This is a genomic window from Duganella sp. BJB1802, from assembly GCF_013369445.1.
GTDB classification, from domain to species: Bacteria; Pseudomonadota; Gammaproteobacteria; order Burkholderiales; family Burkholderiaceae_D; genus Rugamonas; species Rugamonas vulcania_A.
This window is the reverse complement of the sequence record NZ_JABWEF010000001.1, coordinates 99,425-125,374: the sequence shown is the minus strand read 5'-3', so window position 1 is coordinate 125,374 and position 25,950 is coordinate 99,425. Positions and strand designations below refer to the sequence as shown.

Annotated in this window: 22 protein-coding genes; 3 read left to right on the top strand and 19 right to left on the bottom strand. The window is 65.1% G+C overall.

Annotated elements, in window-relative coordinates; all coding sequences use genetic code 11:
- Both HUX88_RS00605 and HUX88_RS00600 read right to left on the bottom strand, forming a co-directional pair.
- Positions 1 to 1,371 (bottom strand): glutamine synthetase family protein, encoded by a 1,371-nt coding sequence (locus tag HUX88_RS00605; RefSeq protein ID WP_117014027.1) that lies wholly within the window; start codon positions 1,369 to 1,371, stop codon positions 1 to 3.
- Between the two features lie 14 nt (positions 1,372 to 1,385).
- A complete protein-coding gene (locus HUX88_RS00600) occupies positions 1,386 to 2,138 on the bottom strand; it encodes a gamma-glutamyl-gamma-aminobutyrate hydrolase family protein (protein WP_176360475.1) in 753 nt (250 codons plus the stop codon).
- A gap of 75 nt (positions 2,139 to 2,213) precedes the next feature.
- On the opposite strand from HUX88_RS00600, the gene HUX88_RS00595 reads away from it, so the two are divergent.
- The gene (locus tag HUX88_RS00595; protein WP_176360474.1) at positions 2,214 to 3,725 is read left to right on the top strand and encodes a PLP-dependent aminotransferase family protein; all 1,512 of its coding nucleotides are present in this window, start codon (positions 2,214 to 2,216) and stop codon (positions 3,723 to 3,725) included.
- Entirely contained in the window at positions 3,722 to 4,867 is a 1,146-nt protein-coding gene (locus HUX88_RS00590; RefSeq protein ID WP_117014030.1) for an MFS transporter, read from the top strand. The genes HUX88_RS00595 and HUX88_RS00590 overlap by 4 nt, the downstream gene beginning before the upstream one ends.
- On the opposite strand, the gene HUX88_RS00585 is transcribed toward HUX88_RS00590, so the two are convergent.
- The 9 genes from HUX88_RS00585 to HUX88_RS00545 form a co-directional block, all read right to left on the bottom strand.
- Entirely contained in the window at positions 4,864 to 5,709 is an 846-nt protein-coding gene (locus tag HUX88_RS00585; RefSeq protein WP_176360473.1) for an ABC transporter permease, read from the bottom strand. The genes HUX88_RS00590 and HUX88_RS00585 overlap by 4 nt on opposite strands.
- The gene (locus HUX88_RS00580; protein WP_117014032.1) at positions 5,706 to 6,617 is read right to left on the bottom strand and encodes an ABC transporter permease subunit; all 912 of its coding nucleotides are present in this window, start codon (positions 6,615 to 6,617) and stop codon (positions 5,706 to 5,708) included. Before HUX88_RS00580 ends, HUX88_RS00585 begins: the two co-directional genes overlap by 4 nt.
- 14 nt (positions 6,618 to 6,631) lie before the next feature.
- The gene (locus HUX88_RS00575) at positions 6,632 to 7,753 is read right to left on the bottom strand and encodes an ABC transporter ATP-binding protein (protein ID WP_117014033.1); all 1,122 of its coding nucleotides are present in this window, start codon (positions 7,751 to 7,753) and stop codon (positions 6,632 to 6,634) included.
- Positions 7,754 to 7,847: 94 nt separating this feature from the next.
- Positions 7,848 to 9,218 carry a glutamine synthetase family protein gene (locus tag HUX88_RS00570; RefSeq protein WP_176360472.1) on the bottom strand — a complete coding sequence of 457 codons (1,371 nt, stop codon included), beginning with the start codon at positions 9,216 to 9,218 and terminating at the stop codon, positions 7,848 to 7,850.
- 51 nt (positions 9,219 to 9,269) lie between these two features.
- A complete protein-coding gene (locus HUX88_RS00565; RefSeq protein WP_176360471.1) occupies positions 9,270 to 11,993 on the bottom strand; it encodes a nitrate reductase in 2,724 nt (907 codons plus the stop codon).
- 17 nt (positions 11,994 to 12,010) lie between these two features.
- On the bottom strand, positions 12,011 to 13,225 hold the full coding sequence (locus tag HUX88_RS00560) for an NAD(P)/FAD-dependent oxidoreductase (protein WP_117014036.1): 1,215 nt from the start codon (positions 13,223 to 13,225) through the stop codon (positions 12,011 to 12,013).
- Positions 13,222 to 13,569: a nitrite reductase small subunit NirD gene (nirD, locus tag HUX88_RS00555; RefSeq protein WP_176360470.1), complete on the bottom strand. Its 348-nt coding sequence runs from the start codon at positions 13,567 to 13,569 to the stop codon at positions 13,222 to 13,224. Before nirD ends, HUX88_RS00560 begins: the two co-directional genes overlap by 4 nt.
- Before the next feature lie 10 nt (positions 13,570 to 13,579).
- On the bottom strand, positions 13,580 to 16,111 hold the full coding sequence (nirB, locus tag HUX88_RS00550) for a nitrite reductase large subunit NirB (protein WP_176360469.1): 2,532 nt from the start codon (positions 16,109 to 16,111) through the stop codon (positions 13,580 to 13,582).
- A 9-nt stretch (positions 16,112 to 16,120) separates the two neighbouring features.
- The gene (locus tag HUX88_RS00545) at positions 16,121 to 17,428 is read right to left on the bottom strand and encodes an MFS transporter (protein WP_117014039.1); all 1,308 of its coding nucleotides are present in this window, start codon (positions 17,426 to 17,428) and stop codon (positions 16,121 to 16,123) included.
- A gap of 312 nt (positions 17,429 to 17,740) precedes the next feature.
- On the opposite strand from HUX88_RS00545, the gene HUX88_RS00540 reads away from it, so the two are divergent.
- On the top strand, positions 17,741 to 18,574 hold the full coding sequence (locus HUX88_RS00540) for a CHASE2 domain-containing protein (protein ID WP_176360468.1): 834 nt from the start codon (positions 17,741 to 17,743) through the stop codon (positions 18,572 to 18,574).
- Here HUX88_RS00540 and cobA read toward each other — a convergent pair.
- From cobA to dnaJ, 8 genes are all read right to left on the bottom strand, one after another.
- On the bottom strand, positions 18,548 to 19,321 hold the full coding sequence (gene cobA / locus HUX88_RS00535; protein ID WP_176360467.1) for a uroporphyrinogen-III C-methyltransferase: 774 nt from the start codon (positions 19,319 to 19,321) through the stop codon (positions 18,548 to 18,550). The genes HUX88_RS00540 and cobA overlap by 27 nt on opposite strands.
- Before the next feature lie 10 nt (positions 19,322 to 19,331).
- On the bottom strand, positions 19,332 to 20,003 hold the full coding sequence (locus HUX88_RS00530) for a methyl-accepting chemotaxis protein (protein ID WP_176360466.1): 672 nt from the start codon (positions 20,001 to 20,003) through the stop codon (positions 19,332 to 19,334).
- The gene (locus HUX88_RS00525) at positions 20,003 to 20,809 is read right to left on the bottom strand and encodes an ABC transporter ATP-binding protein (protein WP_176360465.1); all 807 of its coding nucleotides are present in this window, start codon (positions 20,807 to 20,809) and stop codon (positions 20,003 to 20,005) included. Before HUX88_RS00525 ends, HUX88_RS00530 begins: the two co-directional genes overlap by 1 nt.
- Before the next feature lie 12 nt (positions 20,810 to 20,821).
- Positions 20,822 to 21,715, bottom strand: a complete 894-nt coding sequence (gene ntrB, locus HUX88_RS00520; protein ID WP_176360464.1) for a nitrate ABC transporter permease — start codon at positions 21,713 to 21,715, stop codon at positions 20,822 to 20,824.
- 12 nt (positions 21,716 to 21,727) lie between these two features.
- Positions 21,728 to 22,900 (bottom strand): CmpA/NrtA family ABC transporter substrate-binding protein, encoded by a 1,173-nt coding sequence (locus tag HUX88_RS00515; RefSeq protein WP_176360463.1) that lies wholly within the window; start codon positions 22,898 to 22,900, stop codon positions 21,728 to 21,730.
- Between the two features lie 382 nt (positions 22,901 to 23,282).
- A complete protein-coding gene (locus tag HUX88_RS00510) occupies positions 23,283 to 23,906 on the bottom strand; it encodes an ANTAR domain-containing response regulator (RefSeq protein ID WP_117014234.1) in 624 nt (207 codons plus the stop codon).
- A 102-nt stretch (positions 23,907 to 24,008) separates the two neighbouring features.
- Positions 24,009 to 24,686 (bottom strand): carbonate dehydratase, encoded by a 678-nt coding sequence (gene can, locus HUX88_RS00505; protein ID WP_117014046.1) that lies wholly within the window; start codon positions 24,684 to 24,686, stop codon positions 24,009 to 24,011.
- Between the two features lie 101 nt (positions 24,687 to 24,787).
- Positions 24,788 to 25,915: a molecular chaperone DnaJ gene (dnaJ, locus tag HUX88_RS00500; RefSeq protein WP_117014047.1), complete on the bottom strand. Its 1,128-nt coding sequence runs from the start codon at positions 25,913 to 25,915 to the stop codon at positions 24,788 to 24,790.
- Positions 25,916 to 25,950: the final 35 nt, after the last annotated feature.

Sequence of the window (25,950 nt, the reverse complement as noted above, 5' to 3'; positions counted from 1 at the left end):
TCAGACGTGCAGCAGCAGGTGCTCGCGCTCCCACGGGCTGATGACGGTCATGAATTCCTGATGCTCCAGATCCTTGATGGCGGCGTAGACGTCGATGAAGCGGTCGCCCAGCACGCTGCGCAGCTTGTCCTCGCCGCGCAGCAGTTGCAGCGCTTCCGGCAGGCCTTGCGGCAGTTCGACCATCAGGTCGTACGCGCTGCCGACGGTCATCGGCGTCGGCTCCAGCTGCTCGGTCATGCCGAGGTAGCCGCAGGCCAGCGTGACCGCCAGCGCCAGATAGGGATTGGCGTCCGCGCCGATGATGCGGTTCTCCACGCGGCGGTCCTGCACGCCCGATTCGGGCACGCGGAAGCCGACGGTGCGGTTGTCCATGCCCCACTGGATGTTGATCGGCGCGGCCGTGTGGCGCACGATGCGGCGATACGAATTCACATACGGCGCGACGATCGCCATCGCCGACGGCATGTAGCGCTGCAGGCCGCCGATGTAGTGCTTGAAGATCGGCGCGGCCGAACCATCCTCGGAGCTGAAGATGTTCTTGCCGGTCTTGATGTCGACCACGCTCTGGTGCACGTGCATCGCCGATCCCGGCTCGCCCGCCATCGGCTTGGCCATGAAGGTGGCGTACATGTCGTGCTTGAGCGCCGCCTCGCGCAAGGTGCGCTTGAAGAAGAACACCTTGTCGGCCAGGCCAAGCGGATCGCCATGCAGGAAGTTGATCTCCATCTGGCCGGCGCCGATTTCGTGAATCAGCGTGTCGACGTCGAGGTTCATCATGTCGCAGTAATCGTAGATGTCTTCGAACAGCGGATCGAATTCATTCACGGCGTCGATGCTGTAGACCTGGCGGCTGGTCTCCGCGCGGCCGCTGCGGCCGATGGGCGGTTTCAATGGCAGATCGGGATCGCTGTTCTTGGCGGTCAGGTAGAACTCCAGTTCCGGCGCCACGACGGGCTTCCAGCCTTTGTCGGCATACAGTTTCAGCACGCGGCGCAGCACGGAGCGCGGCGCGAAATCGACCAGGCGGCCGTCGGAAAAATAGCAGTCGTGGATGACCTGCGCGGTGGGGTCGGTGGCCCACGGCACCATGGTGATGGTGGTCGGATCGGCCTTCAGGATCATGTCGCGGTCGGTGGTGGAGATGGCGCGGTCGTAGCCCGCGTCTTCCACCGGATAGTTGCCGGTCACGGTCATGCCCAGCACCGCTTCGGGGATGCGCATGCCGCGCTCCTGGGTGAACTTACCGCGCGGGAGGATCTTCCCGCGTGCCACGCCGGTCAAGTCGGGCACCAGGCATTCGATTTCGGTGACGTGCTTCTCGTTGAGCCACAGGTCCATGTCGGTATAGGTAAAATTTTCGCGGATTGCCATGGTTCTCTCTCTTTTTAGCGTTGATTTTTATATGTGCGGCAGGCCTCGCCGAAAGCCTTGAATAATCTGACGGCGTCTGGATTCTCCGCCAGGCGCCACTCTGGATGCCACTGTACCGCGAGCGCGAAACCGCTGGCGTTTGCTACGCGGTAGGCTTCCACCAGGCCGTCGTCGGCGCGGGCTTCCACCGCCAGCGACGGCGCCAGTTGGGCGATGCCCTGGCCGTGCAGCGAATTGACCATGATTTCGGTGGCGCCGCCCAGGATGCGCGCCAGTTCTCCGCCAGGCTCCAGCAGCACGCGATGCGAGGCGGCGTATTGCTGCTCCAGCGGCTGGTCCTTGCGCTCGCGGTGATCGGCCATGCCGGCCACGTTGTGCACCGCCTGGTGCAGCGTGCCGCCCAGCGCCACGTTCACCTCCTGGAAGCCGCGGCAGATCGCCAGCAGCGGTATGCCGCGCTTGAGCGCCGCCCGGATGAAGGGCAGCGTGGTGGCGTCGCGCGCCGCGTCCTGCGGCAGCGACGGCTCCAGCACTTCCTGCCCATACAGGCCGGCGTGCACATTGGACGGTGAGCCGGTCAGCATGACGCCGTCGGCCAGCGCCAGCAGCGCTTCGAAATCGGTGGCCGCGCCCAGGGCCGGCATGATGAGCGGCGTGCAGCCCGCCCCGTCGGCCACGGCGGCGACATATTTGAACTGGGCCGTGTGATTGGCATGGGCGCCGATCTGGTTCACACAGGCGGGAACGATGACAATTGGGCTACGCATGTCTTTATCATATGCCTATTTTGGTATCATTGTGAGTGCCACTTGTTTAAATTTGATGGAACCACTTTGAGTACCATGCCGCATCCCCTGTCGCCCACTTCCGATCTGCTGGCCCAGACCCTGGCCCAATCTGGCTTCCATCCGCGCCTGCCGCAGCAGCGCCGCCTGTACGAGGCGGCCAAGGGCGCGATCCACCGCCAGCAGCTGGGCGCGGGCAGCAAGCTGCCGTCCAGCCGCGACCTGGCGCGCGACCTGGGCATCTCGCGCAACACGGTGATCGCCGCGTTCGAGCAGCTGGCGGCGGAGGGCTACGTCACCAGCCAGTTGGGCAGCGGCACCTATGTGGCGGACCTGCAGGCGCAGCGCGCCAGCATGCGCGGCACGGGACCGGCGCCGCGCGGTTCGCCGCAGGGCCGCGCGGCGCGGCTGTCGCGGCGCGGGCGCGAACTGACCGCCTTTGGCGCCGGCCCGCGCTTCGAGATCCAGCCGTTCGCGCCGGGCGAGGACGACTTCTCGTCCTTTCCGTTCAAGCTGTGGCAGCGGCTGCAGAACCGCATCTGGCGCGAGGGTCGCGCCGACCTGCTGGACTACGGCCAGTCCGGCGGCCACCTGCCGCTGCGCCAGGCCATCACCGAGTATCTGCGCCTGTCGCGCTCCGTGAAGGTGACGGTGGAACAGGTGATGATCACGGCCGGCACGCAGCAATCGCTGGACCTGTGCGCGATGCTGCTGGCCGACGCCGGCGACACCGCCTGGGTCGAGGACCCCGGCTACTGGGGCGCGCGCCGCGTGTTCCAGTCGCGCGAGCTGAAACTGCATCCGGTCGCGGTGGACAACGACGGCATGGTGCTGACGGCAGCCGACCTGGCGACCAGGCCGCGCCTGATCTACGCCACGCCGTCGCACCAGTATCCGACCGGCTCCGTCATGAGCCTGGCCCGCCGGCGCGAGCTGCTCGACGTCGCCGTGCGCAAGGACGCGTGGATACTGGAGGACGACTACGATAGCGAATTCCGCTACACCGGCCGCCCGCTGGCGGCGCTGCAGGGGCTGGACATCGACGACCGCGTGCTTTACATGGGCACCTTCTCCAAGGTGCTCTACCCCGGCATCAAGGTTGGCTACCTGGTGGTGCCGCCGGCGCTGGTCGACGGCTTCAAGAGCGCGCTGTACGACCTGCAGCGGCCCGGCCAGCTGACGGTGCAGGCGGTGCTGGCGGACTTCATCGCGCTGGGCCACTTCACCACCCACATCCGCAAGATACGCCAGACCTACGGCGCCCGCCGCGAGCTGCTGCGCCGCCCGCTGGTGCCGCAGCTCGCGCCACGACTGGGCGGCCGGGTGACCATCTCCAGCGAGGAATCGGGCCTGCATCTGGTGGTGCAGCTGCCCGACGACGCCGACGACGTGGCGCTGGAGGCGGCTGCCGCAGCGGCGGAGATCCGCGTCAAGGCGCTGTCCACCTACTACCTCGCGCAGCCGGTGCGGCGCGGCCTGCTGGTCGGCTATGCCTACTGCACGCCGGAGAAGATCGCGCACTACGGCCGCATCCTGGCGGACCTGATCGCGGCGGGAGTCCCTGCATGAAGCACATGCCATGGAAGGACTTCTGCGCGCTGGTGAGCAGCATCGGCGTGGTCGGGCTGGGACTGGGCGCCACCATTCCGTTGACGGCGCTGCGGCTGGACCAGCGCGGCATCGGCACCGACATCATCGGCATCGTCACCGCCGCCAGCGCCTTCGGCATCCTGGCCGCGACGCCGTTCGTCTCGCGCTGGGTGGCGCGCCACGGGCCGCGTGGCTGCATGATTGGTGCCATCGCCATCGGCGCGCTGTCCACCGGCTTGATGGAGGCGACGGACAACGTGCTGCTATGGGGCGTGCTGCGCTTCGTGTTCGGCGCCTGCATGGGCGTGCTGTTCACCATCGGCGAGGCGTGGGTCAACCACCTTGCGCCGGTCAATTCGCGCGGCCGCGTGGTGGCCATGTACACCACGGCGTTCACGCTGTTCCAGCTGATAGGCCCCGCGCTGGTGGCCGGGCTGGAAGGCAAGGTGGCGTGGCCGTTCGCCGCCTGCGGCGCGCTGTTCCTGCTTGCGCTGCCCGGCATGGCGCTGATCTCCAACGACGGCCAGGTTGAGGAGGACGAGCCGCACGTCTCCTGGCGCGCGGTGCTGCCGCGCATGCCGATGATCGCCGTCGGCGCGGCCTTCTTCGCGCTGTTCGACACGCTGGCATTGAGCCTGCTGCCGCTGTACGCGATCCGGCAGGGCATCGTCACGGAACTGGCGCTGCTATCGGCCACCGTGGTGCTGGTCGGCGACACCGCGCTGCAATTCGCCTTCGGCTGGCTGGCCGACCATGTGGGACGGCGGCGTGTGCACACCGGCTGCGGCATCGCGGTGTGCGTGCTGCTGCCGCTGCTGCCTTTCGCGGCGGGCACGCCGTGGCTGTGGTGGATACTGCTGCTGATGCTGGGCGCGGCGGCGGGGGCGATCTACATGCTGTCGCTGGTGGCGTGCGGCGCGCGCTTCCAGGGGCAATCGCTGGTCGCGGCGAGCGCGGTGGTCAATGCAAGCTGGGGGATCACCAGCAGCGGCGGGCCGCTCTTGACAGGCCTGTTGATGCAGACCGCCGGCATCAATGCGCTACCGGCGGTGCTGTGGTGCGGCGCGGCGATCTTCGTCGCCTGCGCCTGGTGGGAGTACAAACAGGGCTACGTGGATTAACCCTTGGCTGCGGCGGCGACCTGCTTCTGGCGCAGGCGCTCGTTGCGCGCCATGTAGAGGCTCGATCCGATCACGCCGATCGACACCACCAGGATGGTCAACGCGGCCACCGCGTTCACGCGCGGGTCCAGGCCCAGGCGGGCGCGCGAGAAGATCACGATCGGCATCGTCGACGAGCCGGGGCCGGACAGGAAGGCCGACAGCACCACGTCATCCAGCGACAGCGTAAACGTCAGCAGCCACGCGGAGCCCAATGCCTGCGTGATGTTCGGCAGCGTCACCAGGAAGAACACCTGGAAGGGACGGCAGCCGAGGTCCATCGCCGCTTCCTCCAGCGACTTGTTCATCTCCTGGAGGCGCGACTGCACCACCACCGCCGCGTAGGCCATGCCGAGCAGCGTGTGGCCCAGCCAGATCGTCATCAGGCCGCGCTCCGGGAAGCCGAACGCCTTCTGCACCGACACCAGCATCAGCAGCAGCGACAGGCCGATGATCACCTCCGGCATCACCAGCGGCGCGCTGACCATGCCCGAGAACAGCGTGCGGCCGGCGAAGCGCTGGTAGCGGTTCAGCACAAACGCGGCGAACGTCCCCAGTATCACCGAGCTGCAGGCGGTCAGCAGCGCGATGCGCAGCGACAGGCCGAAGCCGCTGATGATCTCCGAATCGTTCATCAGCGCCTCGTACCACTGCGTCGAGAAGCCGCTCCACACCATGTCCTGGCGCGAGCTGTTAAACGAGAACACCACCAGCACCACGATGGGCAGGTAGAGGAACAGGTAACCCATCGACAGCCAGCCGCGCCCGAACCAGCGCTGCACGAAATTGGTATGTCCTTTCATGGACGGGCCTCCTGCTCTGCCTTGTATTTATTGAAGATCGCCATAGGCACCAGGATCAACAGGATCACCACCACCGTCACTGCGGACGCCAGCGGCCAGTCGTTATTGGTGAAGAATTCGTCCCACAGCTGGCGGCCGATCATCAGCGTTTCCGGGCCGCCCAGCAGCTCCGGGATCACATACTCGCCCACCGCAGGGATGAACACCAGCATGGTGCCGGCGACGATGCCCGACTTCGACAGCGGCACCGTGACGCGCCAGAACGCCTGCATCGGCGTCGCGCCCAAATCGGCCGCAGCCTCCAGGAAGCGCAGGTCCATCTTCACCAGGTTGGCGTACAGCGGCAGGATCATGAACGGCAGGTAGGCGTACACCATGCCGATGATGAGCGAGAACTGCGTGTTCATCAGGTGCAGCGGCTCGCTGATCGCGCCTATGCTGATCAGGAAGTGGTTCAGGATGCCGTTGTTGGCCAGGATGCCCTTCCACGCGTAGATCCGCAGCAGGAAGGAGGTCCAGAACGGCATCATCACCAGCATCAGCAGGACCGGGCGCACCGTCGGCCTGGCGCGCGCCATGAAGTAGGCGAACGGGTAGCCGATGATGAGGCACAGCGATGCCGTGATGGCGGCGAACTTGAGGGAGTTCAGGTAGGTGATCGCATACAGGTCGTCCTGAGCGATGAACAGGTAGTTGGCCACCTTGATCTTGAACGTGACGGCGCCGTCCACTATCGTCATCAGCGTGCCGAAGGGATTGCCGCCGGCGTCGGCCTCGGTGAAGCTGATGCGCATCACGATCAGGAACGGCACCAGGAAGGCCATCGTCAGCCACAGGAAAGGCACGGCGATCACCAGATTGCGGCCGGAGAGCCAACGCCCGCCCAGCAGGTACTTGAGAATTTTCATGGCTGCGCTCCGCCTTAGCTGGTCAGCACGACGACGTCGGCGCCGTCCCACCAGGCGTGGACGCGCTGGTCGCGCTTGAGCGCCGATTCCTCGTGGCGCGCGGCGTTGGTGCGCGAGACCTTGAGCGTCGCGCCGCTGTCGAGGCGCACGTGGTACAGCGTCTCGTTGCCGAAGTACGCCATGGCCGTGATCACGCCCTGCACGCAGTTGTAGCCGTCCTCGCTGGCCTTGGCGCGCTGCGCCGCAGTCGGCGCCTCGGCCTGCACGGCGATTTTCTCGGGCCGCACCGCCACCGACACCGGCATGCCCACCGTGCCGGTGATGCCGTGGGTGACGTAGTGGCGGCATTCAGGCGAGTCGATGATGACGTGGTCCGGCTCATCGACCGTCACGCTGCCCTCGAACATGTTGACGCTGCCGATGAAGTCCGCCACGAAGCGGCAGTTCGGCGTTTCGTAGATTTCGCCCGGCGCGCCCACCTGCAGGATGCGGCCTTCGCTCATCACGGCGATGCGGGTCGCCATGCTCATCGCCTCGTCCTGGTCGTGCGTGACCATCACGCAGGTCACGCCCACTTCCTCGATGATGCCGACCAGTTCCATCTGCGTGCGTTCGCGCAGCTTCTTGTCCAATGCGCCCAGCGGCTCGTCCAGCAGCAGCAACTGCGGACGCTTGGCCAGGCTGCGCGCCAGCGCCACGCGCTGCTGCTGGCCGCCGGACAGCTGGTGCGGCTTGCGCTTGCCGTAGGCGGTGAGCTGCACCAGCGACAGCATCTGCTCCACGCGCGCGGCGATTTCGTCCCGATGCAGGCCGTCGCGGCGCAGGCCGAAGGCGATGTTGTCCCAAACAGACAAGTGCGGGAACAACGCATACGACTGGAACATCATGTTGATCGGGCGCTCGTACGGCGGCACGCCGACGATGTCCTTGCCTCCCAGCGTGATCTGGCCCTGGGTCGGCGTTTCGAAACCGGCCAGCATCCGCAGCAGCGTGGACTTGCCGCAGCCGGAACTCCCCAGCAGCGCGAAGATCTCGCCCTTGTTGATCGCCACCGACACATCGTTGACGGCACGGACGCCGTCGAATTCCTTCACCAGGTTGCGGATCAGCAGAAAGGGTTCTCGCTCTTGGGTCATGTTATTAAAATATAAATGATATTAATAATATACTGGGATACGGGCCGACCGCAGGCCGCGCGCTTAGTCGAACCCGTGATTATAAATGACGAAATCACACATGCAACAGCAGGTGTTCCCGCTCCCACGGGCTGATGACGGTCATGAACTCCTGGTGCTCCAGTTCCTTGATGGCCGTGTAGACGTCGATGAAGCGCTCGCCCAGCACATCGCGCAGCCGGTCCTCGCGCCGCAGCAGCTCCAGCGCCTGCGGCAGCCCTTGCGGCAGCTCGAACACATGGTCGTAGGCGCTGGCGGTGGTCATCGGCGTCGGCTCCAGTTGGTCCACCAGGCCGAGATAGCCGCAGGCCAGCGTGACCGCCATCGCCAGGTAGGGATTGGCGTCCGCGCCGATGATGCGGTTCTCCACCCGCCGCTGCTCGACGCCGGAGATCGGAATGCGGAAGCCCACGGTGCGGTTGTCGATGCCCCACTGGATGTTGATCGGCGCGGCCGTGTGGCGCACGATGCGTCGGTAGGAATTCACATACGGCGCCATGATCGCCATCACCGCCGGCGTGTAGCGCTGCAGGCCGCCGATGTAGTGGCGGAAGTGGGCCGACGGCGAACCGTCCGCCGCGCTGAAGATGTTGCGGCCGGTGGCGGCGTCGCTCACGCTCTGGTGCACATGCATCGCCGATCCCGGCTCGCCCGCCATCGGCTTGGCCATGAAGGTGGCGTACATGTCGTGCTTGAGCGCCGCCTCGCGCAAGGTGCGCTTGAAGTAGAAGACGTTGTCGGCCAGCGCCAGCGGGTCGCCGTGCTGGAAGTTCAGGCCCATCTGGCCGGCGCCGGTTTCGTGGATCAGCGTGTCGACGTCGAGGTTCATCAGCGCGCAGTAGTCGTAGATATCCTCGAACAGCGGATCGAATTCGTTGACGGCGTCGATGCTGTAGACCTGGCGGCTGGTCTCCGCGCGGCCGCTGCGGCCCACCGGCGCCTTCAGCGGCAGGTCGGGATCGATGTTCTTTTCGGTCAGGTAGAACTCCAGTTCCGGCCCCACCACCGGCTTCCAGCCGCGCTCCGCGTACAGCTTGAGCACGCGCCGCAGCACCGAGCGTGGCGCGAAATCGACCAACGTGCCGTCCGCGAAGTAGCAGTCGTGGATGACCTGCGCGGTGGGGTCGATGGCCCAGGGGACCTTGGTGATGCTGCCGGGGTCCGCGCGCAGGATCATGTCGCGGTCGGTGGAGGAGATGGCGCGGTCGTAGGCCGCGTTCTCGGTCGGGTAGTTGCCGGTGACGGTCATGCCCAGCACCGCCTCGGGGATGCGCATGCCGCGCTCCTGGGTGAATTTGGCGCGCGGCAGGATCTTCCCGCGCGCCACACCCGTCAGGTCGGGCACCAGGCATTCGATTTCAGTGACTCGGTTCTCGTTGAGCCACTGGTCCATATCGGCATCGGAGAAGTTTTCACGGATAGACATGTTCGCTCTCTGTGGTCATGATCAAGCGATCGATAGTCTAATTTACCATGTTTACAACCTTTCTTCCTCAGCCTCCACACGGGTTTGCACAAGAATCTTTTTGATTTCCGGTACACAAGAGCCGCAATTGCCGCCGGCCTTCAGGCAGGCCGTCACCTCGGCCACCGTCTTCAGGTCTTTTTCGACGATGGCGCCGCAGATCGTGTTGCGGCCCACGCCGAAGCAGGAGCACACGGTGGGGCCGGTGTCCGCGCCCTTCTCGACCGGCATGCCGACCAGCAGGCCGACGCGATCGATCTCGCTGAGCTCCGCCTTGACGAACAGGCTGGCCAGCCAGGCGCGCGACGGCATGTCCTGGCGCGGCGACAGGAAGATGCATTGCTCGATGCGGTCGTTCACCACGTGCACGGCGCGATACACGCCGGCGGTGCGGTCCTCGTATTCGAGCCAGTCGGCGTCCAGGTCGGCCACGCCCAGCAGCTCGCGCGCCCAGGCGCCGAAGTCCCTGATGGTGTTGCGGCCGGCCAGTTCGTAGCGGGCGAATTCGCGGCCCTGGATGCGGGTCCAGTGGGCCACGCTGTCGAGGCTCATCTCGGTGCGGCTCAGGATGAAGCCATGCCAGTTCACGCGGAACTGCTCGATGCGTACCGGCGTGTGCTTGAACTCCGGCTCGCCGGAGACGGGATCGACCACCGGATTGACCAGCGCGCCCACGCGCGCGTCGGACGAGGTCTGGCCCGACCAGTGGATGGGAATGAACACGCTGCCGCGCGGGATGCCGCCGCCGTGCTGCACGCGCGCCACCATCGCGCCCCACTGGGAGCTCACGCGCGCCAGTTCGCCCTCGCGCACGCCGTGCAGCAGCGCGTCCTGCGGATGGATATCGACGAAGGATTCGGCGATGTGGTCGGCCAGCGTGGCGGATTTGCCGGTGCGCGTCATGGTGTGCCACTGGTCGCGCACGCGGCCGGTGTTGAGCGAAAGCGGGAAGTCCTCGCAGACGGCGTTGGCCGGCGCGCGCGTGGCGGTGGCGATGAAGCGCGCCTTGCCGTCGGCGTGCGCGAAGACGTTGTCCTTGAACAGGCGCGCTTCGACCTGCAGTTCGCCGGAAGCGGCGCGGCGCACCGGCCACTGGGTCGGTTCCAGTTCGTCGTACGCGCGCTGATCGAGGCCGGCCAGGCCGGACATGTCGAACGCGCGCGGCACATCGCCGACGGCGTTGCGGAAGCCGCTCAGGCGCGCATGTTCGTCGAACACGTCCTGGGCGCCGCTGAAGTCGAAACCGCCGAAACCCATGCGCTGCGCGAACAGCGACAGGATCTTCCAGTCGGGCAGCGTCTCGCCCGGCGCGGGCAGGAAAGCGCGCTGGCGCGATACGCGGCGTTCGGAATTGGTGACGGTGCCGTCCTTCTCGCCCCAGCCCAGCGCCGGCAGCAGCACGTCGGCGTAGGCGTTGGTGTCGGTGTTCTGCATGATGTCGGTGGCGACCACCAGCTCGCACTTCTCCAGCGCGCGCCGTACCTGGTCCGCATCCGGCAGGCTGACCATCGGATTGGTGGCGATCACCCACACCGCCTTGACCTTGCCCTCTTCGATCGCCCGGAACAGGTCGACCGCCTTCAGCCCAGGCCTGGCGGCGATGGAAGGAGAGTCCCAGAAGGTCTGCACCACCTCGCGGTGGTCGGCGCGGTCCAGGTCCATATGCGCGGCCAGCATGTTGGCCAGGCCGCCCACTTCGCGCCCGCCCATGGCGTTGGGCTGGCCGGTGATCGAGAACGGCCCCATGCCCGGCTTGCCGATACGGCCACCGATCAAATGGCAGTTGATGATGGCGTTGACCTTGTCGGTGCCTGCCGACGACTGGTTCACGCCCATCGAGAAAGCGGTGATGGTCTTGCGCGTGGTGGCGAAGGATTCGTAGAACTCCATCAGCACCGGCAGTTCGATGCGGCAGATCTTCGCCACGGCGGCGGGATCGCTGCAATCGATGTTGGCCGTGTCCAGCGCCGCATCCAGGCCGTTGGTGTGATGGCCGATGAACTCAGGATCGACCGCGCCGATGCGCGCCAGGTAGCTCAGCAAGCCATTAAACAGCCACACGTCGGTGCCCGCCTTGACCGGCAGGTGCAGGTCGGCCAGCTCGCAGGTGGCGGTGCGGCGCGGATCGATGACCACGATCTTCATCTCCGGCCGGCTTTCCTTGGCCTTGAGGATGCGCTGGAACAGGATGGGATGGCACCACGCGGTGTTGGAGCCGACCAGCACCACCATGTCCGCCAATTCCAGGTCGTCGTAGCAGAGCGGCACCAGATCCTCGCCGAAGGCGCGCTTGTAGCCGGCCACCGCCGACGACATGCACAGGCGCGAGTTGGTGTCGATGTTGGCGCTGCCGATGTAGCCCTTCATCAGTTTGTTGGCGACGTAGTAGTCCTCGGTCAGCAGCTGGCCGGAGACGTACAGCGCCACCGCGTCCGGGCCATGCTCGGCGATGATGGAGCGCCAGGCGCCGGCGACCTTGTCCAGCGCGGCGTCCCACGACACGCGGCGCAGGCCGTCCGCATCGCGCACCTGCGGATACAGCAGGCGGCCTTCGAGGCCGATCGTCTCGCCCAGCGCGGAACCCTTGACGCACAGGCGTCCCTTGTTCGCGGGATGCAGCTTGTCGCCGGCGATGGCGATCGTGCCGTCGGCCTTGGGCGTGGCCTGCACACCGCAACCTACGCCGCAATAGGCGCAGGTGGTGCGTACTGCAAGATGGTCGGTGGACAGGTTCAAGATGCTTCTCGCTCAAATCATGCGGCGCGCGCGGACAGCGCTTCGCCAAACAACAGGTTTTGCCGGATCGGCGTAATGTCGGTGCGGTTTTGAATCAGGTTGAAGTACCACGGGCCGTCCTTCACGTCGCCATACAGCACGGCGCCGGTGACACGGCCATCCTTCAGCACCAGCCGCTTGTAGACGCCGCGCCGCGCGTCGCGCAGCACCAGGTCTTCGCTGCCCTCGCCGCCGATGAAGTCACCGACCGAGTACAGGTCCACGCCGGTCACTTTCAGACGGGTGGGCGACGTTTGCTGCACATAGCGGCGCACGCCGGCGCCGGCCAGGTGGGCGCCGCAGACGCGCGCCTGGTCCCAGATCGGCGCCACCAGGCCGAAGGTGGCGCTGCGGTGCTGCACGCATTCGCCGACGGCGTACACGCGCGGATCGTAGGTTTGCAGCGTGTCGTCAACCACGATGGCGCGTTCGCAGTGCAGGCCCGCGGACTTGGCCAGGTCGATGTTGGGACGCACGCCGGCGGTCATCACCACCAGGTCGGCCGGGATCTCGCTGCCGTCCTTGAAGCGCACCGCGCGCGCGCGGTCCGGGCCGACGATTTCGGCGGTCTGCGCGTTCATCATGAACTTCAGGCCCTTCGCTTCCAGCGCCTTTTGCAGCAGCAGCGCGGCGGGCTTGTCGAGCTGCTGGTTCATCAGCGCGTCGGTCACGTGAACCACGGTGACGGACATGCCTTGCCGTTGCAGGCCGTTGGCCGCCTCAAGGCCCAGCAGGCCGCCGCCGATCACCACCGCGTGGCGGTGATTGCGGGCCATCGCCAGCATGCTCTCCACGTCCTGGATGTCGCGGAATGCCAACACGCCGGGAAGCAGGTGGCCCGGCACGGGAATGATGAAGGGCTTGGAGCCGGTGGCGATCAGCAGCCGGTCGTAGCGCACTTCGAGCCCGGAACGGGCGCGCACGATGCGCTTGCGGCGGTCGATGTGCTCGACCGGATCGCCCGCGTGCAGCGTGATGCCATGCTGGACGTACCACTCGCGCGTGTTGAGCATGATGTCTTCCATGCTCTTCTCGCCCGCCAGTACAGGCGACAGCAGGATGCGGTTGTAGTTACCATGCGGCTCGGCGCCGAACACGGTGATGTCGTACATGTCCGGCGCCAGCTTGTACAGCTCCTCCACCGTACGCATGCCGGCCATGCCGTTGCCGATCACGACCAGCGCGGGTTTCACAGGCCGACCCAGACTTTGCCGCCGTCGATGCGGGCGGGATAGGTGCCGACCGAATGGTGCGGCGCCTCCAGGCACTCGCCCGTTTGCAGGTCGAAGTGCTGCTTGTAGATCGGCGAGGCGACCACGATGCGCTCACCCAGGTTGCCCACCAGGCCGCGCGACAGCACGGCCGCCTCGGAATTCGGATCGTAGTTATCGATGGCGAACACGCGCGCGCTGCCGTCGTCCACATGGAACACGGCGACCTGCTGCTGGTTCAACAGGGCGCATACGCCGGTGTTGGGCACGATCTCGTCCAGGTTGCAGACGGCGATCCAGTTATCGGTTTGAATATCGCGATGCATAATGTTCTCCTCAAGCTGCCTTGACTACGATCGGAATCACGCGCTTGCGCTCTTCCACGGTGGCCGGACGAATCTGTCCGCGTTCTTCCATGAACAACACGTTCTCGTCGCCCTTCTCGCTGTTGACGAAGTGGCGGAAGCGCTTGCGGGTTTCAGGATTCTCGACTGCTTCCTTCCACTCGCACGCATAGGTGTCGACCACGTGCTGCATGTCGGCTTCCAGTTCGGCGCCGATGCCCAGCTTGTCGTTGACGACGACCTGCTTCAGGTAATCCAAACCGCCTTCCAGGTTCTCGCGCCACACGCTGGTGCGCTGCAGGCGGTCGCCGGTGCGGGTGTAGAACATCAGGAAGCGGTCGATGTACTTGACCAGCGTGGCCTTGTCCAGGTCCGTCGCCAGCAGTTCGGCGTGGCGTGGCTTCATGCCGCCGTTGCCGCATACGTAAAGGTTCCAGCCCTTTTCGGTGGCGATCACGCCGACGTCCTTGCCCTGCGCCTCGGCGCACTCGCGGGTGCAGCCGGATACGCCGAACTTGATCTTGTGCGGCGTGCGCAGGCCCTTGTAACGGTTTTCCAGTTCGATCGCCAGGCCGATGGAGTCGTCGACGCCGTAACGGCACCAGGTGGAACCGACGCACGACTTCACCGTGCGTAGCGACTTGCCGTAGGCGTGGCCGGATTCGAAGCCGGCGGCGATCAGCTCTTCCCAGATCAGCGGCAGCTGCTCGACGCGCGCGCCGAACAAATCGACGCGGGCGCCGCCGGTGATCTTGGTATACAGCTGGTACTTCTTGGCCACCATGCCGACCGCGATCAAGCCATCGGCGGTGACTTCGCCGCCCGGCATGCGCGGCACCACCGAGTAGGTGCCGTCCTTCTGGATATTGCCGAGGAAGTAGTCATTGGTGTCCTGCAGGCTGGCGTGCTCCTTCTTCAGCACGAAGTCGTTCCACACCGAGGCCAGGATGCTGGCAGCCAGCGGTTTGCAGACATCGCAGCCCAGGCCCTTGCCATGCTTGGCCAGCAGGTCGCCGAAGGTCTTGATCTGGCCGACTTTGATCAGGTGGAACAGCTCCTGGCGCGAGTAAGCGAAGTGTTCGCACACGTGGTTGTTGACGGCCATGCCGAGCTTCTTCATCTCGGCCTTCATCACCTGCGTCACCAGCGGCACGCAGCCGCCGCAGGAGGTGCCGGCGTTGGTGCAGCTTTTCAGTTCGCCGATGGTGGTGGCGCCACCGGCCACCGCGCCGCACAACGCGCCTTTCGACACGTCGTTGCAGGAGCAGATCTGCGCGCTCTCAGGCAGCGCGTCCACGCCCAGGCCAGGCTTGGCCGCGCCGTCCGACTGCGGCAGGATCAGGAACTCCGGCGATTCCGGCAGCTCGATTTTGTTCAGCATCATCTGCAGCAGCGTGCCGTATTCGCTGGCGTCGCCCACCATCACGCCGCCCAGCAGGTACTTGCCGCAGTCGGAGACCACGATCTTCTTGTAGATCTGCTTGCGCTCATCGGTGAACTGGTAGGAGCGGCTGCCTTCGACCTTGCCGTGCGGGTCGCCGATGCTGGCCACGTCCACGCCCATCAGTTTCAGCTTGGTGCTCATGTCGGCGCCGGAGAATTCCGCCACCTCGCCCAGTATGTGCTTGGCCGCGACGCGCGCCATCTCGTAGCCCGGCGCCACCAGGCCGAAGATCAAGCCGCCCCACAGCGCGCATTCGCCGATGGCGTAGACGTCCGGGTTGGAGGTGACGCAGTTGTTGTTGATCTCGATGCCGCCGCGCGGGCCGATGGCCAGGCCGCTCTCGCGGGCCAGCATGTCGCGCGGGCGGATACCTGCCGAGAACACAATCATGTCGGCGTCCAGGTGGCCGCCGTCGGCGAACTCCATGCGGTGGGTGCCGTCGACGCCGTCGACGATGGCGGTGGTGTTTTTACCCGTGTGGACGGTCACGCCCAGTTCTTCGATCTTCCGGCGCAGCACGCGCGCGCCGCCGTCGTCCACCTGCACCGCCATCAGGCGCGGCGAGAATTCGACCACGTGGGTGTCCAGGTTCATGTCGCGCAGCGCCTTGGCGCATTCGAGGCCCAGCAGGCCGCCGCCGATGACGACGCCGGTCTTGGAGCGCTTGCCGCATTCGAGCATCGCTTCCAGGTCTTCGATGGTGCGGTAGACGAAGCAGTCCTTGCGCTCCTTGCCTGGCAGCGGCGGCACGAACGGGAAGGAGCCGGTGGCGATCACCAGCTTGTCGTAGTCCAGCACATTGCCGTCGGCCGTGGTGACGGTCTTGGCGGCGGTGTCGATCTGGGTGGCGCGGGTGTTCAGGCGCAGCACCATGTCGTCGCGCTCGAAGAAGCCAGGCTTCACCAGCGACAGGTCTTCCGCCGATTTACCGGAGAAGAATTCGGACAGGTGCACGCGGTCGTAGGCGGGACGCGGCTCTTCGCACAGCACCGTCACCTGCAGGTTGGGGGCGCCGCTGTTGGCCAGGCTTTCCAGGAATTTGTGGCCAACCATGCCGTGGCCGATAACGATGATCTTCATGATGTCCTCTTAGGCGGCCAGCTTGGCGGCGGTTGCGGTTTCTTCGACGGCGCTGCTGCTAAAGCGGGCGGCCAGTGCACACAGCGCGGATGCGGCGACAACGATGCCCAGGATGCTCAGGGTTTGCTGCACATTGCCCAGGCCCTTCATCAGGAAGCCCGCGGCCACGGCGCCGACGTTGCCGCCCGCGCCGATGATGCCTGCCACGCCGCCCAGGGCGCGCTTGTCGACGAACGGCACGATGGCGTAGGTGGCGCCGCAGGCCATGTGGGTGAACAGGCCGAACACCAGCATGGCGCCGATCGCCAGCGCGGCGGTGCCGGCGTTGGCGAACATCAGCAGGCCGGCGCCTTCGCCCAGCATCAGCACGAACAGCAGCGTGACGCGGTTATTCAGGTTGCCGGCGGCGGCGAATTTGTCCGACACCCAGCCGCCCAGCGCACGGGCGAACAACGCCAGCAGGCCGAAGCTGCCCGCCGCCATGCCGGCCTGCGGCAGCGTCAATTTGAAGTGGTCGACGTAGTAGATCGCGGCGATGTTGTGGATGAAGATCTCGATGCCGAAGCAGGCGCCGTAGGTGATGAACAGCATCCACACGCGGTAGTTGATCGATGCCAGCTTGAAGCTCTCCCAGCCGCCTTTTTTTGCGCCGCCGTCGATGGCGATGCCGGCTGCGCGCAGTTCGGTGAAGTTCCCTTGCGGGCAGTCCTGCGTAAAGCGGTAGTAGACGCCGGCCATGATGATCATCAGTACGCCCGGTACGATCAGCGCGGCGCGCCAGCCGTAGGTTTCGCTCACGCCCAGCATGATCATGGCGGTCATCAGCAGCGGCATGGTGGCTTGCGCCACGCCGCCGCCGGCATTGCCCCAACCTGCTGCTGCGGCGTTGGCGGTGCCCACCACTTTAGGCGCGAACATCACCGACGTGTGGTACTGCGTGATGACGAAGCTGGCGCCGGCCGCGCCGATCCCGAGGCGGAAGAACAGGAAGCTCTCGTAGCTCTGCGCGAAGGCCACGCCGATCACCGGGATGGAACCGAGCAGCAGCAAGCCGGTATAGGTTTTGCGCGGACCGAAGTGATCGCACAGCGGGCCGACCACCAGCCGCACGAGGATGGTGATGGCGACTGCGGCGATATTGATGTTCGCGATCTGAGCGACGCTCAGGCCGAATTCACCTTTAATCACCGGCATCAGCGGCGCGCAGGCGAACCACGCGAAGAAGCAGACGAAGAACGCCATCCAGGTCAGGTGGAACGCCCGCATCTGCGGCGTTGAGATCGAAAAGAGCTTGATGCTGGTAGCTTTGGTGGCCATTTTTTTATCCCGTTCAGAAAACAAAAAGGCGCCCGCGCAACCAAGGTCACCTAAGACCGGGTTGGGCGGACGCCGTTGTCCTGCCAACCCGTCATTGGGTCGGCTGATGTATTCGGGGGGATCGCCGTTGATCCCTTAGCCTCTGTATTGCAAGAGCTGTGCCAGGCCCTTCGCCACGTGTTTACAGGGGGAGAAGGCCGCAGCGGACCGGGACTGCGCCGCCACCACGCCATGTTGCGGTGCACGATTGCACGCTATCGGTGCGCGCCAACGGTGCGTTGACGATTTTTCAACACTGACATATGCTGGGCCATGACTCCTACCCGTCCATTTGCCATCCGAATGCTGGGCTGCCTGGTTTTCATGGCGGCTTTGGCGCCAGCGATGGCGAAGCCTCATTCATTTGACGAGGACTTTATCGTCGTATTCATCGATGCACAGAGCGAAGCAAAGTTCGGGGCCATACCGCTGGATCGAAACGTACTGGCGAATGGAATTAACGCCATCGCCGACGCCGGCGCCCGTGGCCTGGTGCTGAAGTTCTTTCTCGATAAGCCGAAGGATGGCCCGGGCGACGAGCGCCTGGCCAAGGCGCTGGCGCGCATCCCTGGCGCTCTACAAGCGCGGTTGGATAACCAGCAGGGTAGTTCGAATCGGCTTGACGAAAGATTCTCGCTCAACGGCTCGTTCAACGTGGCGGCCGCCGGCTCGCGCGGCTGGATTCCTCTGCCGCTGTTCGCAAAGCACGCCACGGATATTGGATTTGTAGACTTCAACTCCACCCTTGTGCCGATGGTGGAACAGTACCAATCGCGCCCCGTCAAATCACTGATCCTCTGCGCGATTGAGATGGCAGCGAAAAAGAGAGCCATTCTCCGCGCGGAGCATTGGATACAGGTCGGTGGTCATATCATCAAGGTCGATAGCAGGAACCAGGCTGCCGCAGGGCGCATCCAGCCGCCATTGGCTCGCAGTGTCTCCTTCAATTCTGTTTTAGACGGCAGCACCAGGGCGGAGTTAAAGAACAAAGTAGTCATCCTGGCCTACGATGGTCCACACATTGAAACGCTGATGACTAGTGTTGGGCCGATGGGCTCACACCGATATTTCGTCAATATTTTAAGAGCCATATACGACGGCAAATGACTGGCCTCCATCGAGGTCTGCCCCAGCGTAGTCGTCCGCGCAGCGCACCACGTCGCCGACGACGATGATGCTTGGGCTGCCCAAGCCGCTAGCGCGCAGCGCTTGCGGCAGCTGGCCCAGGGTGGTGATCAACTGGCGCTGGTTGTCGCGCGTGGCCGATTGCACCACCGCCACCGGCGTATCGGGCGCCGCGCCACCCGCCAGCAGGCCGGCCTGGATCGCGTCCACGCGCGCCACACCCATGTAGATCACCAATGTCAGGCCACTCTGCGCCAGCGCTTTCCATTCGGGCTCGGATTCCGCGTCCTTGCCGTGGCCTGTGACGAAGGTCACGCCCTGGCTCCACGAGCGGTGCGTCAGCGGGATGCCGATGCTGGCCGGCGCGGCCAGGCCGCTGCTGATGCCCGGCACCACGTCGACCTCGATGCCGTGCGCACGCAACGATGCCCGCTCCTCGCCTCCCCGGCCGAACATGTACGGATCGCCGCCCTTCAGGCGCACCACACGATTCCCCGCGCGCGCTTCGGCGATCATCAGCCGTTCGATGAATTCCTGCGGCGTGGATGCACAGCCGCCTCGCTTGCCGACCTGGATCACCCGCGCCGTCGATGGCGCGAAGCCGAGTATCTCCGGGTTGACCAGGTCGTCGATCAGCACCACGTCGGCCCGCTCGATGGCGCGGACGGCCTTCAACGTCAACAGTTCCGGGTCGCCGGGACCGGCGCCTACCAGGGTTACGCTGCCCATGATGTTCTCCTTATCCTGCCGCGGCCAGCGCCGCGTTGACCATTTCATCAATCTCGCCGGTGATGTTGGATAGCACGCCCGCCACCACCGAGAATTCCTTGCCCGCGTGCCCAGCCCTCGCCGCGACGATGCGCGCGTTGAAGGCCACCATCCGCGCCTGGCGATTGATGGTATCGATATCGGTGATCACGCCGCGCAGCTGCTTGCGCACCATGCGGGCGTGCTTCTTTGCCTGCTCTTCGTAGATGCTGGTGATGGTGTTGAGGATCGCCAGCGTCGGCGTGGTGATGCGCACCAGCTCCGCCAGCAGCTCCGGCGTCTGCGGCGATCCCAGTGCGATCGACTTCAGGGTGCGCTCGCCCAGGTCGGCGAAGGCGGTGATCTGCCGGTCGCCATCCAGCTTGCCGAAGTAAGCCTCCCTCAGCTCGGAACAGAACACGCCCGGCAGCCCATCCTTCTCGGCCAGCAGGGACTTGTTCGCGCCACGGAACACCGCCAGCGCCTCCTGCGCGATGGCGGCGGCGTCCTCCTGCCCTTGCGACGCCAGCAGCGCATACAGCACGATGCGCTGCGAGAGAAAACGCCGGCGGCCCGACAGATTGATCAACGCGCCGAACACTTCACCGGACAGCGCTTTGTTGGCGGCGCTCTCCGGCGCCAGTGGGGGCGTGGTCATATCCATCAAGCGGCTTCCTTCGCGGGATGCGCCTGTTTGCGGTACAAGAACTCCAGCACCGCCGTACGGTACTCGCCGTAGCGCGCGTCCTGCGCCAGCGCCACGCGGTCGCGCGGACGATCCAGCCGCACGTCGACGATTTCGCCGATGGTGGCGGCCGGGCCGTTGGTCATCATCACGATGCGGTCGGACAGCAGCACCGCCTCGTCCACGTCGTGCGTGACCATCACCACGGTCGACTTGGTGGCGGCGACGATCTTCAGCAGCTCGTCCTGCAGGTGCGCGCGCGTCAGCGCGTCGAGCGCGCCGAACGGCTCGTCCATCAGCAGCACCTTCGGCTCCATCGCCAGCGCGCGGGCGATGCCGACGCGCTGCTTCATGCCGCCCGAGATCTCATGCGGACGCTTGCCCTCCGCCGCCGTCAACCCGACCAGCGCCAAGGCCTGCAAGGTGCGCTCGCGCAGCTGGTTGCGCGTTTCGGTCTTGCCGAACACGCGCTCCACGCCGAGGTGGATGTTCTCGTAGCAGGTCAGCCAGGGCAGCAGCGAGTGGTTCTGGAACACCACCGAGCGCTCCGGCGACGGCCCGGCGATCTCGCGGTTGGCGCACAACAGCACGCCGTCGGTGGGCTTGAGCAGGCCGGCGATCAGGTTGAGCAAGGTCGACTTGCCGCAGCCCGAGTGGCCGATCAGCGTGATGAACTCTCCCTTGCGCACCGTCAGGTCGATCTCGCGCAGCGCGTGGAATACGCCCTTCCGGGTGTGGAACACCATCTCCACGCCTTCGATATCGATGAATTTTGGCTCGTCCATGATCGCGCTCCTTTAGTTGGATACTTGTTCGTAGGTGAAGGCCCGGGCCAGCGCCATCAGCGCCTGCTCCAGCAGCAGCCCGACCACGCCGATGGCGACGATGGCGATGATGATGTGCGGGACATTGAGGTTGTTCCACTCGTCCCACACCCAGAAGCCGATGCCCACGCCGCCGGTCAGCATCTCGGCCGCGACGATCACCAGCCACGCGGTGCCGATCGACAGCCGCACGCCGGTCAGGATGTAGGGCAGCGCGGACGGCAGCAGGATCTTGGTCAGCACCTTCCACTCCGTCAGATTGAGCACCCGCGCCACGTTCATGTAATCCTGCGGCACGCGCTGCACACCGACGGCGGTGTTGATGATCATCGGCCAGATCGAGCAGATGAAAATCGACCAGATGGCGGCCGGGTTGGCGGACTTGAACACCAGCAGGCCGATAGGCAGCCAGGCCAGCGGCGACACCGGCTTGAGCAAACTGATGATCGGTCCGAACATGCTGCCGATGAACTGCACGCGGCCGATCACGAAGCCCAGCGGGATGCCGACCAGCGCGGCCAGCCCGAAGCCCACCGCAACGCGCTGCAGCGAGGCGAGCACGTTCCAGCCTATGCCCTGGTCGTTCGGGCTTTTGCTGTAGAACGGATCGGAGAACAGCTTGACCGCTTCCTGCAGGGTCACCAGCGGAGTCGGAAAGCTGCTGTTGTTGATGGTGATGATCTGCCAGACCAGCACCAGCAGCGCGGCGCCCAGCAATGGCGCGACGATCTTCATCGCGGTGGCCGATACCTGCTGCCGCGCGCGCGTCGACGCGTTGGCGGCCAGCGGGCGGCGCGGACGGCGCACCGCGCCCGGTGCCGGTGCCGCGACCGGCGCGGCGCTTTCAGGTTGGAGCATGGCGTTCATGGCATTCCCTCATCAGGCTTTGATCTTGAACGAGGCGGCGAACGCTTTCGGGTTCTTGCCGTCCCAAACGGAACCATCCATCAGCTTCGACGTGCGCAGCGGGCTTTTCGGCACCGGTGTCTTGGTCATCGCCGCGGCGTCCTTGTACAAATCGATCTGGTTGACCGCGGTGGCCACGGCCAGGTAATCCGGATCGTCCTTCAGCAGGCCCCAGCGGCGGTGCTGCGTCATGAACCACATGCCGTCCGACAGATACGGGAAGTTGACCGCGCCGTCGTTGTAGAACTTCATGTAGTTCTGGTCGTCCCAGGTCTTGCCCAAGCCATTCTGGTAGCGGCCCATGATGCGCTGGTCGATCGCGTCCTTGCTGGTGTTGACGTAGGATTTGTCGGCGATCACCTCGGCCATCTTGTTCTTGTTGGCCAGCGAGGCGTCGATCCATTTGCCGGCGTCGAGGATGGCGGCCATCATCGCGCGGCAGGTGTTCGGGTGCTTCTTGGCGAATTCCAGCGTCGAGCCGAGCACCTTCTCCGGGTGGTCCTTCCAGATGTCCTGGGTGGTGGTGGCGGTGATGCCCACGCCGTCCATGATGGCGCGGTGGCCCCACGGCTCGCCCACGCAGAAGCCGTCCATGTTCCCGACCCGCATATTGGCCACCATCTGCGGCGGCGGCACGGTGATGACCTTGGCGTCCTTCATCGGGTTGATGCCGTTGGCGGCCAGCCAGTAGTACAGCCACATCGCGTGGGTGCCGGTCGGGAAGGTCTGGGCGAAGGTGTATTCGCGCTTGTCGGTCTGCATCAGCTTGGCCAGCGAGGCGCCGTCCACCGCGCCCTTGTCGGCCAGCTTCTTCGACAGCGTGATGGCCTGGCCGTTGTTGTTCAGGCCCATGAGCACCGCCATGTCCTTCTTCTGGCCGCCGATCCCCATCTGCACGCCGTACAGCAGGCCGTACAGCACATGGGCCGCGTCCAGGTCGCCGTTGGCCAGCTTGTCGCGCACGCCGGCCCACGAGGCCTCCTTGCTCAGCACGAACTTGACGCCGTACTTCTTGTCGAAGCCCAGCACCGAGGCCATCACCACCGACGCGCAGTCGGTCAGCGGAATGAAGCCGATCTTGATTTCTTCCTTCTCCGGCTTGTCCGAACCCGCCGCCCACACGCCACCCGTTGCCAATCCCAACATGCTTCCCCCCGCTACAAGACCTGCGCCATGAATGATCTGCCGACGCTTGGTGTTCACAACGTTCGCATCGGATGGCAGGTCGTTCCCTGCTCGTGGCTTTTCATATTCCATCGCAAATCCCTTATGTAGTCAGCAGAACAAAACGGCAAAAAAAAAGTCTACCCAGCGTGAACGGATTCACGTGTGTAGACGTCGTTGTCTGGTGGACCTCACCGCCGTTGGCGAGGTACATCAAGCGCACCGTTGCGCTTGCTTACAGGCTATGCAATGTCCATGCCAGCAAGTTTGCAGGGGAAAGCCAGGGGGATGGGGCGGATCGGAGCGCCGTGTGATGGCGCAGAAAACGCACCGCGATTGCGCGGTGCATCATTTTGGACGGGCGTCAGCCCAATAAATCTTCGACGTCGATGATGCGCTGGGCCACCTCGGACAGCTTGAGGTTCTTGCTCATGGCCATGCTGCGCAGCTTTTGGTAGGCCTGCTCTTCGCTGAAACGTTGGCGCTCCATTAACAGGCCCTTGGCGCGCTCGATGATCTTGCGCTCGGCCAGCTTGCTCTTGGTGTCGGACAGTTCGTCCAGCAGCTTCTGCTCGCGCTTGAAGCGCGCCAGCGCCACCTGCAGCACCGGCTTGATGCGGTCGCTCTGCAGGCCGGCCACGATGTAGGCCGACACGCCGGCCGCCATGGCGGCCTCCATGCTCTCGGTGTCGTCGCTCTCGGTGAACATGACGATGGGGCGGCGCTCGTCGCGGGTGGCGATGACGATGTGCTCCAGCACGTCGCGCGCGTCGGATTCGGCGTCGACGATGATCATGTCGGGCTGCAGCTGGGCGATGCGCTCGGGCAGGTACATGTCCGGCGGCAGCGAGGCGACGATGTCGTAGCCCGCCTCCAGCAGGCCGATGCGCAGCGCGCGGGCCCGCTCGGCCTGCGCGCGCAGCGCCTCGTCATCCTCGTCGCCGGCGAGGATGATGGTGTTGACGACCACGATACGTAGGTGTTTCATGGTCGTCATGCGGAGTATGGAAGAGAGTTCATGGCCTTACTGCAAGCAAGAATCAATCCATTCTACGGCACAAAGCGGCCTCTCCGCCAGCGGCAACGCTGGTCAGCCCAGGTCCGCCTCGTACACGCCCAGGCGCTTGGCCACGCGTGGCGCCAGTTCGTGGGCGGCGGCGACGGTCATTTCCAGGTCGTGCAGCTTGCCGTCCTTCAGGCCGTAGACCCAGCCGTGCACCGTGACATCCTGGCCACGGTCCCATGCGTCCTGCACGATGGTGGTCTGGCAGACGTTGGAGACCTGCTCCACCACGTTGAGCTCGCACATGCGCTCGGCGCGCAGCTTGCTGGTCAGGACGTCGCCCAGGTAGCGCTCGTGCTTCTGATGCACGTCCTGCACGTGGCGCAGCCAGTTGTCGGCCAGGCCGACGCGCGTGCCGGTCATCGCCGCGTGCACGCCCTTGCAGCCGTAGTGGCCGACGATGATCACGTGCTTCACCTTCAGCACGTCGATCGCGAACTGCAGCACCGACAGCGCGTTCAGGTCCGAATGCACCACCACGTTGGCGATGTTGCGGTGGACGAAAACGTCGCCAGGCGCCAGGCCCAGCAGCTCGTTCGCCGGCACCCGGCTGTCCGAGCAGCCTATCCACAGGTATTCCGGCGAGGCTTGCTGCGCCAGGCGGTTGAAGAAGTCCGGGTCGCGCTCGACTTCCGATTCGGCCCAGCGGCGGTTGTTGTCCAGCAGGTCGCGCAACGGGGAATTGCTGTTGTCCAGATCACTCATGATGCTCCTCTCGTACATAAGAAGACCGCCGGTCCACCCGGAAAGGTGGCGCGGCGGTCCGATATTACCAAGACTGCGTGACGTCGCAGTTACTCAACTGGCTACTCAAAAAAATCCTTCACCTTGTCGCGCCAGGTCTTGCTTTGCGGGCTGTGCTTGGCGCCGCCCTCGGTGGTCAGCTTCTCGAAATCGCGCAGCATGTCCTTCTGCTTCTCGGTCAGCTTGACCGGGGTCTCGACCGCCACGTGGCAGAACAGGTCGCCCGCGAAGCCGGAACGCACGCCCTTGATGCCCTTGCCCTTGAGGCGGAAGGTCTTGCCCGACTGGGTGCCTTCGGGGATCGTGAACGACACTTTACCAGACAATGTCGGCACCTCGATGTCGCCGCCCAAGGCCGCCTTGGCGAAGGAGATCGGCATCTCGCAATGCAGGTCGTCGCCCTCGCGCTGGAACACGCTGTGCGGCTTGATGTGGATCTCCACATACAAATCGCCCGACGGCCCGCCGTTGGTGCCCGGCTCGCCGTTGCCCGACGAGCGGATACGCATGCCGTTGTCGATGCCGACCGGGATCTTCACTTCCAGCGTCTTGTTGCGCTTGATGCGGCCCTGGCCCGAGCATGCGGCGCATGGCTCCGGAATGATCTTGCCGGTGCCGTGGCACTTCGGGCAGGTCTGCTGGATGCTGAAGAAGCCCTGCTGCATACGCACCTGGCCGTGGCCGGCGCAGGTCGAGCACGTCACCGGCGAGGTGCCGGGCTTGGCGCCGGTACCGTGGCAGGTGTCGCACTTGTCCCAGGACGGCACGCGGATGGTGGTGTCGAAGCCGTGCGCGGCCTGCTCCAGCGTGATCTCCAGGTTGTAGCGCAAGTCTGCGCCGCGGTACACCTGCGGGCCCTGGCTGCGGCCGCGGCCGCCACCGAAGATGTCGCCGAAGATGTCGCCGAAGGCGTCGCCGAAGCCGCCCGCGCCGCCACCGAAGCCGCCGCCTCCGCCCATGTTCGGATCGACGCCGGCGTGACCGTAGCGGTCATACGCCTCGCGCTTCTCCGGATTGGTCAGCATCTCGTAGGCTTCTTTGACTTCCTTGAATTTTTCTTCCGACTCTTTGCTATCCGGATTGCGGTCCGGATGGTATTTCATCGCCAGTTTGCGATACGACTTCTTGATCTCGTCTTCCGACGCGTTTTTGGCGACACCAAGTGTCTCGTAGAAATCTCGCTTTGCCATATTGTCGGCACCTTGCTGTATTTATACTGATGTAC

Bases quoted from the DNA above. Each gene is read 5' to 3' on its own strand.
- HUX88_RS00605 (WP_117014027.1), bottom strand. From the start codon at position 1,371: ATGGCAATCCGCGAAAATTTTACCTATACCGACATGGACCTGTGGCTC.
- HUX88_RS00600 (WP_176360475.1), bottom strand. From the start codon at position 2,138: ATGCGTAGCCCAATTGTCATCGTTCCCGCCTGTGTGAACCAGATCGGC.
- HUX88_RS00595 (WP_176360474.1), top strand. From the start codon at position 2,214: ATGCCGCATCCCCTGTCGCCCACTTCCGATCTGCTGGCCCAGACCCTG.
- HUX88_RS00590 (WP_117014030.1), top strand. From the start codon at position 3,722: ATGAAGCACATGCCATGGAAGGACTTCTGCGCGCTGGTGAGCAGCATC.
- HUX88_RS00585 (WP_176360473.1), bottom strand. From the start codon at position 5,709: ATGAAAGGACATACCAATTTCGTGCAGCGCTGGTTCGGGCGCGGCTGG.
- HUX88_RS00580 (WP_117014032.1), bottom strand. From the start codon at position 6,617: ATGAAAATTCTCAAGTACCTGCTGGGCGGGCGTTGGCTCTCCGGCCGC.
- HUX88_RS00575 (WP_117014033.1), bottom strand. From the start codon at position 7,753: ATGACCCAAGAGCGAGAACCCTTTCTGCTGATCCGCAACCTGGTGAAG.
- HUX88_RS00570 (WP_176360472.1), bottom strand. From the start codon at position 9,218: ATGTCTATCCGTGAAAACTTCTCCGATGCCGATATGGACCAGTGGCTC.
- nirD (WP_176360470.1), bottom strand. From the start codon at position 13,569: ATGCATCGCGATATTCAAACCGATAACTGGATCGCCGTCTGCAACCTG.
- nirB (WP_176360469.1), bottom strand. From the start codon at position 16,111: ATGAAGATCATCGTTATCGGCCACGGCATGGTTGGCCACAAATTCCTG.
- HUX88_RS00545 (WP_117014039.1), bottom strand. From the start codon at position 17,428: ATGGCCACCAAAGCTACCAGCATCAAGCTCTTTTCGATCTCAACGCCG.
- HUX88_RS00540 (WP_176360468.1), top strand. From the start codon at position 17,741: ATGACTCCTACCCGTCCATTTGCCATCCGAATGCTGGGCTGCCTGGTT.
- cobA (WP_176360467.1), bottom strand. From the start codon at position 19,321: ATGGGCAGCGTAACCCTGGTAGGCGCCGGTCCCGGCGACCCGGAACTG.
- HUX88_RS00530 (WP_176360466.1), bottom strand. From the start codon at position 20,003: ATGGATATGACCACGCCCCCACTGGCGCCGGAGAGCGCCGCCAACAAA.
- HUX88_RS00525 (WP_176360465.1), bottom strand. From the start codon at position 20,809: ATGGACGAGCCAAAATTCATCGATATCGAAGGCGTGGAGATGGTGTTC.
- ntrB (WP_176360464.1), bottom strand. From the start codon at position 21,715: ATGAACGCCATGCTCCAACCTGAAAGCGCCGCGCCGGTCGCGGCACCG.
- HUX88_RS00515 (WP_176360463.1), bottom strand. From the start codon at position 22,900: ATGTTGGGATTGGCAACGGGTGGCGTGTGGGCGGCGGGTTCGGACAAG.
- HUX88_RS00510 (WP_117014234.1), bottom strand. From the start codon at position 23,906: ATGAAACACCTACGTATCGTGGTCGTCAACACCATCATCCTCGCCGGC.
- can (WP_117014046.1), bottom strand. From the start codon at position 24,686: ATGAGTGATCTGGACAACAGCAATTCCCCGTTGCGCGACCTGCTGGAC.
- dnaJ (WP_117014047.1), bottom strand. From the start codon at position 25,915: ATGGCAAAGCGAGATTTCTACGAGACACTTGGTGTCGCCAAAAACGCG.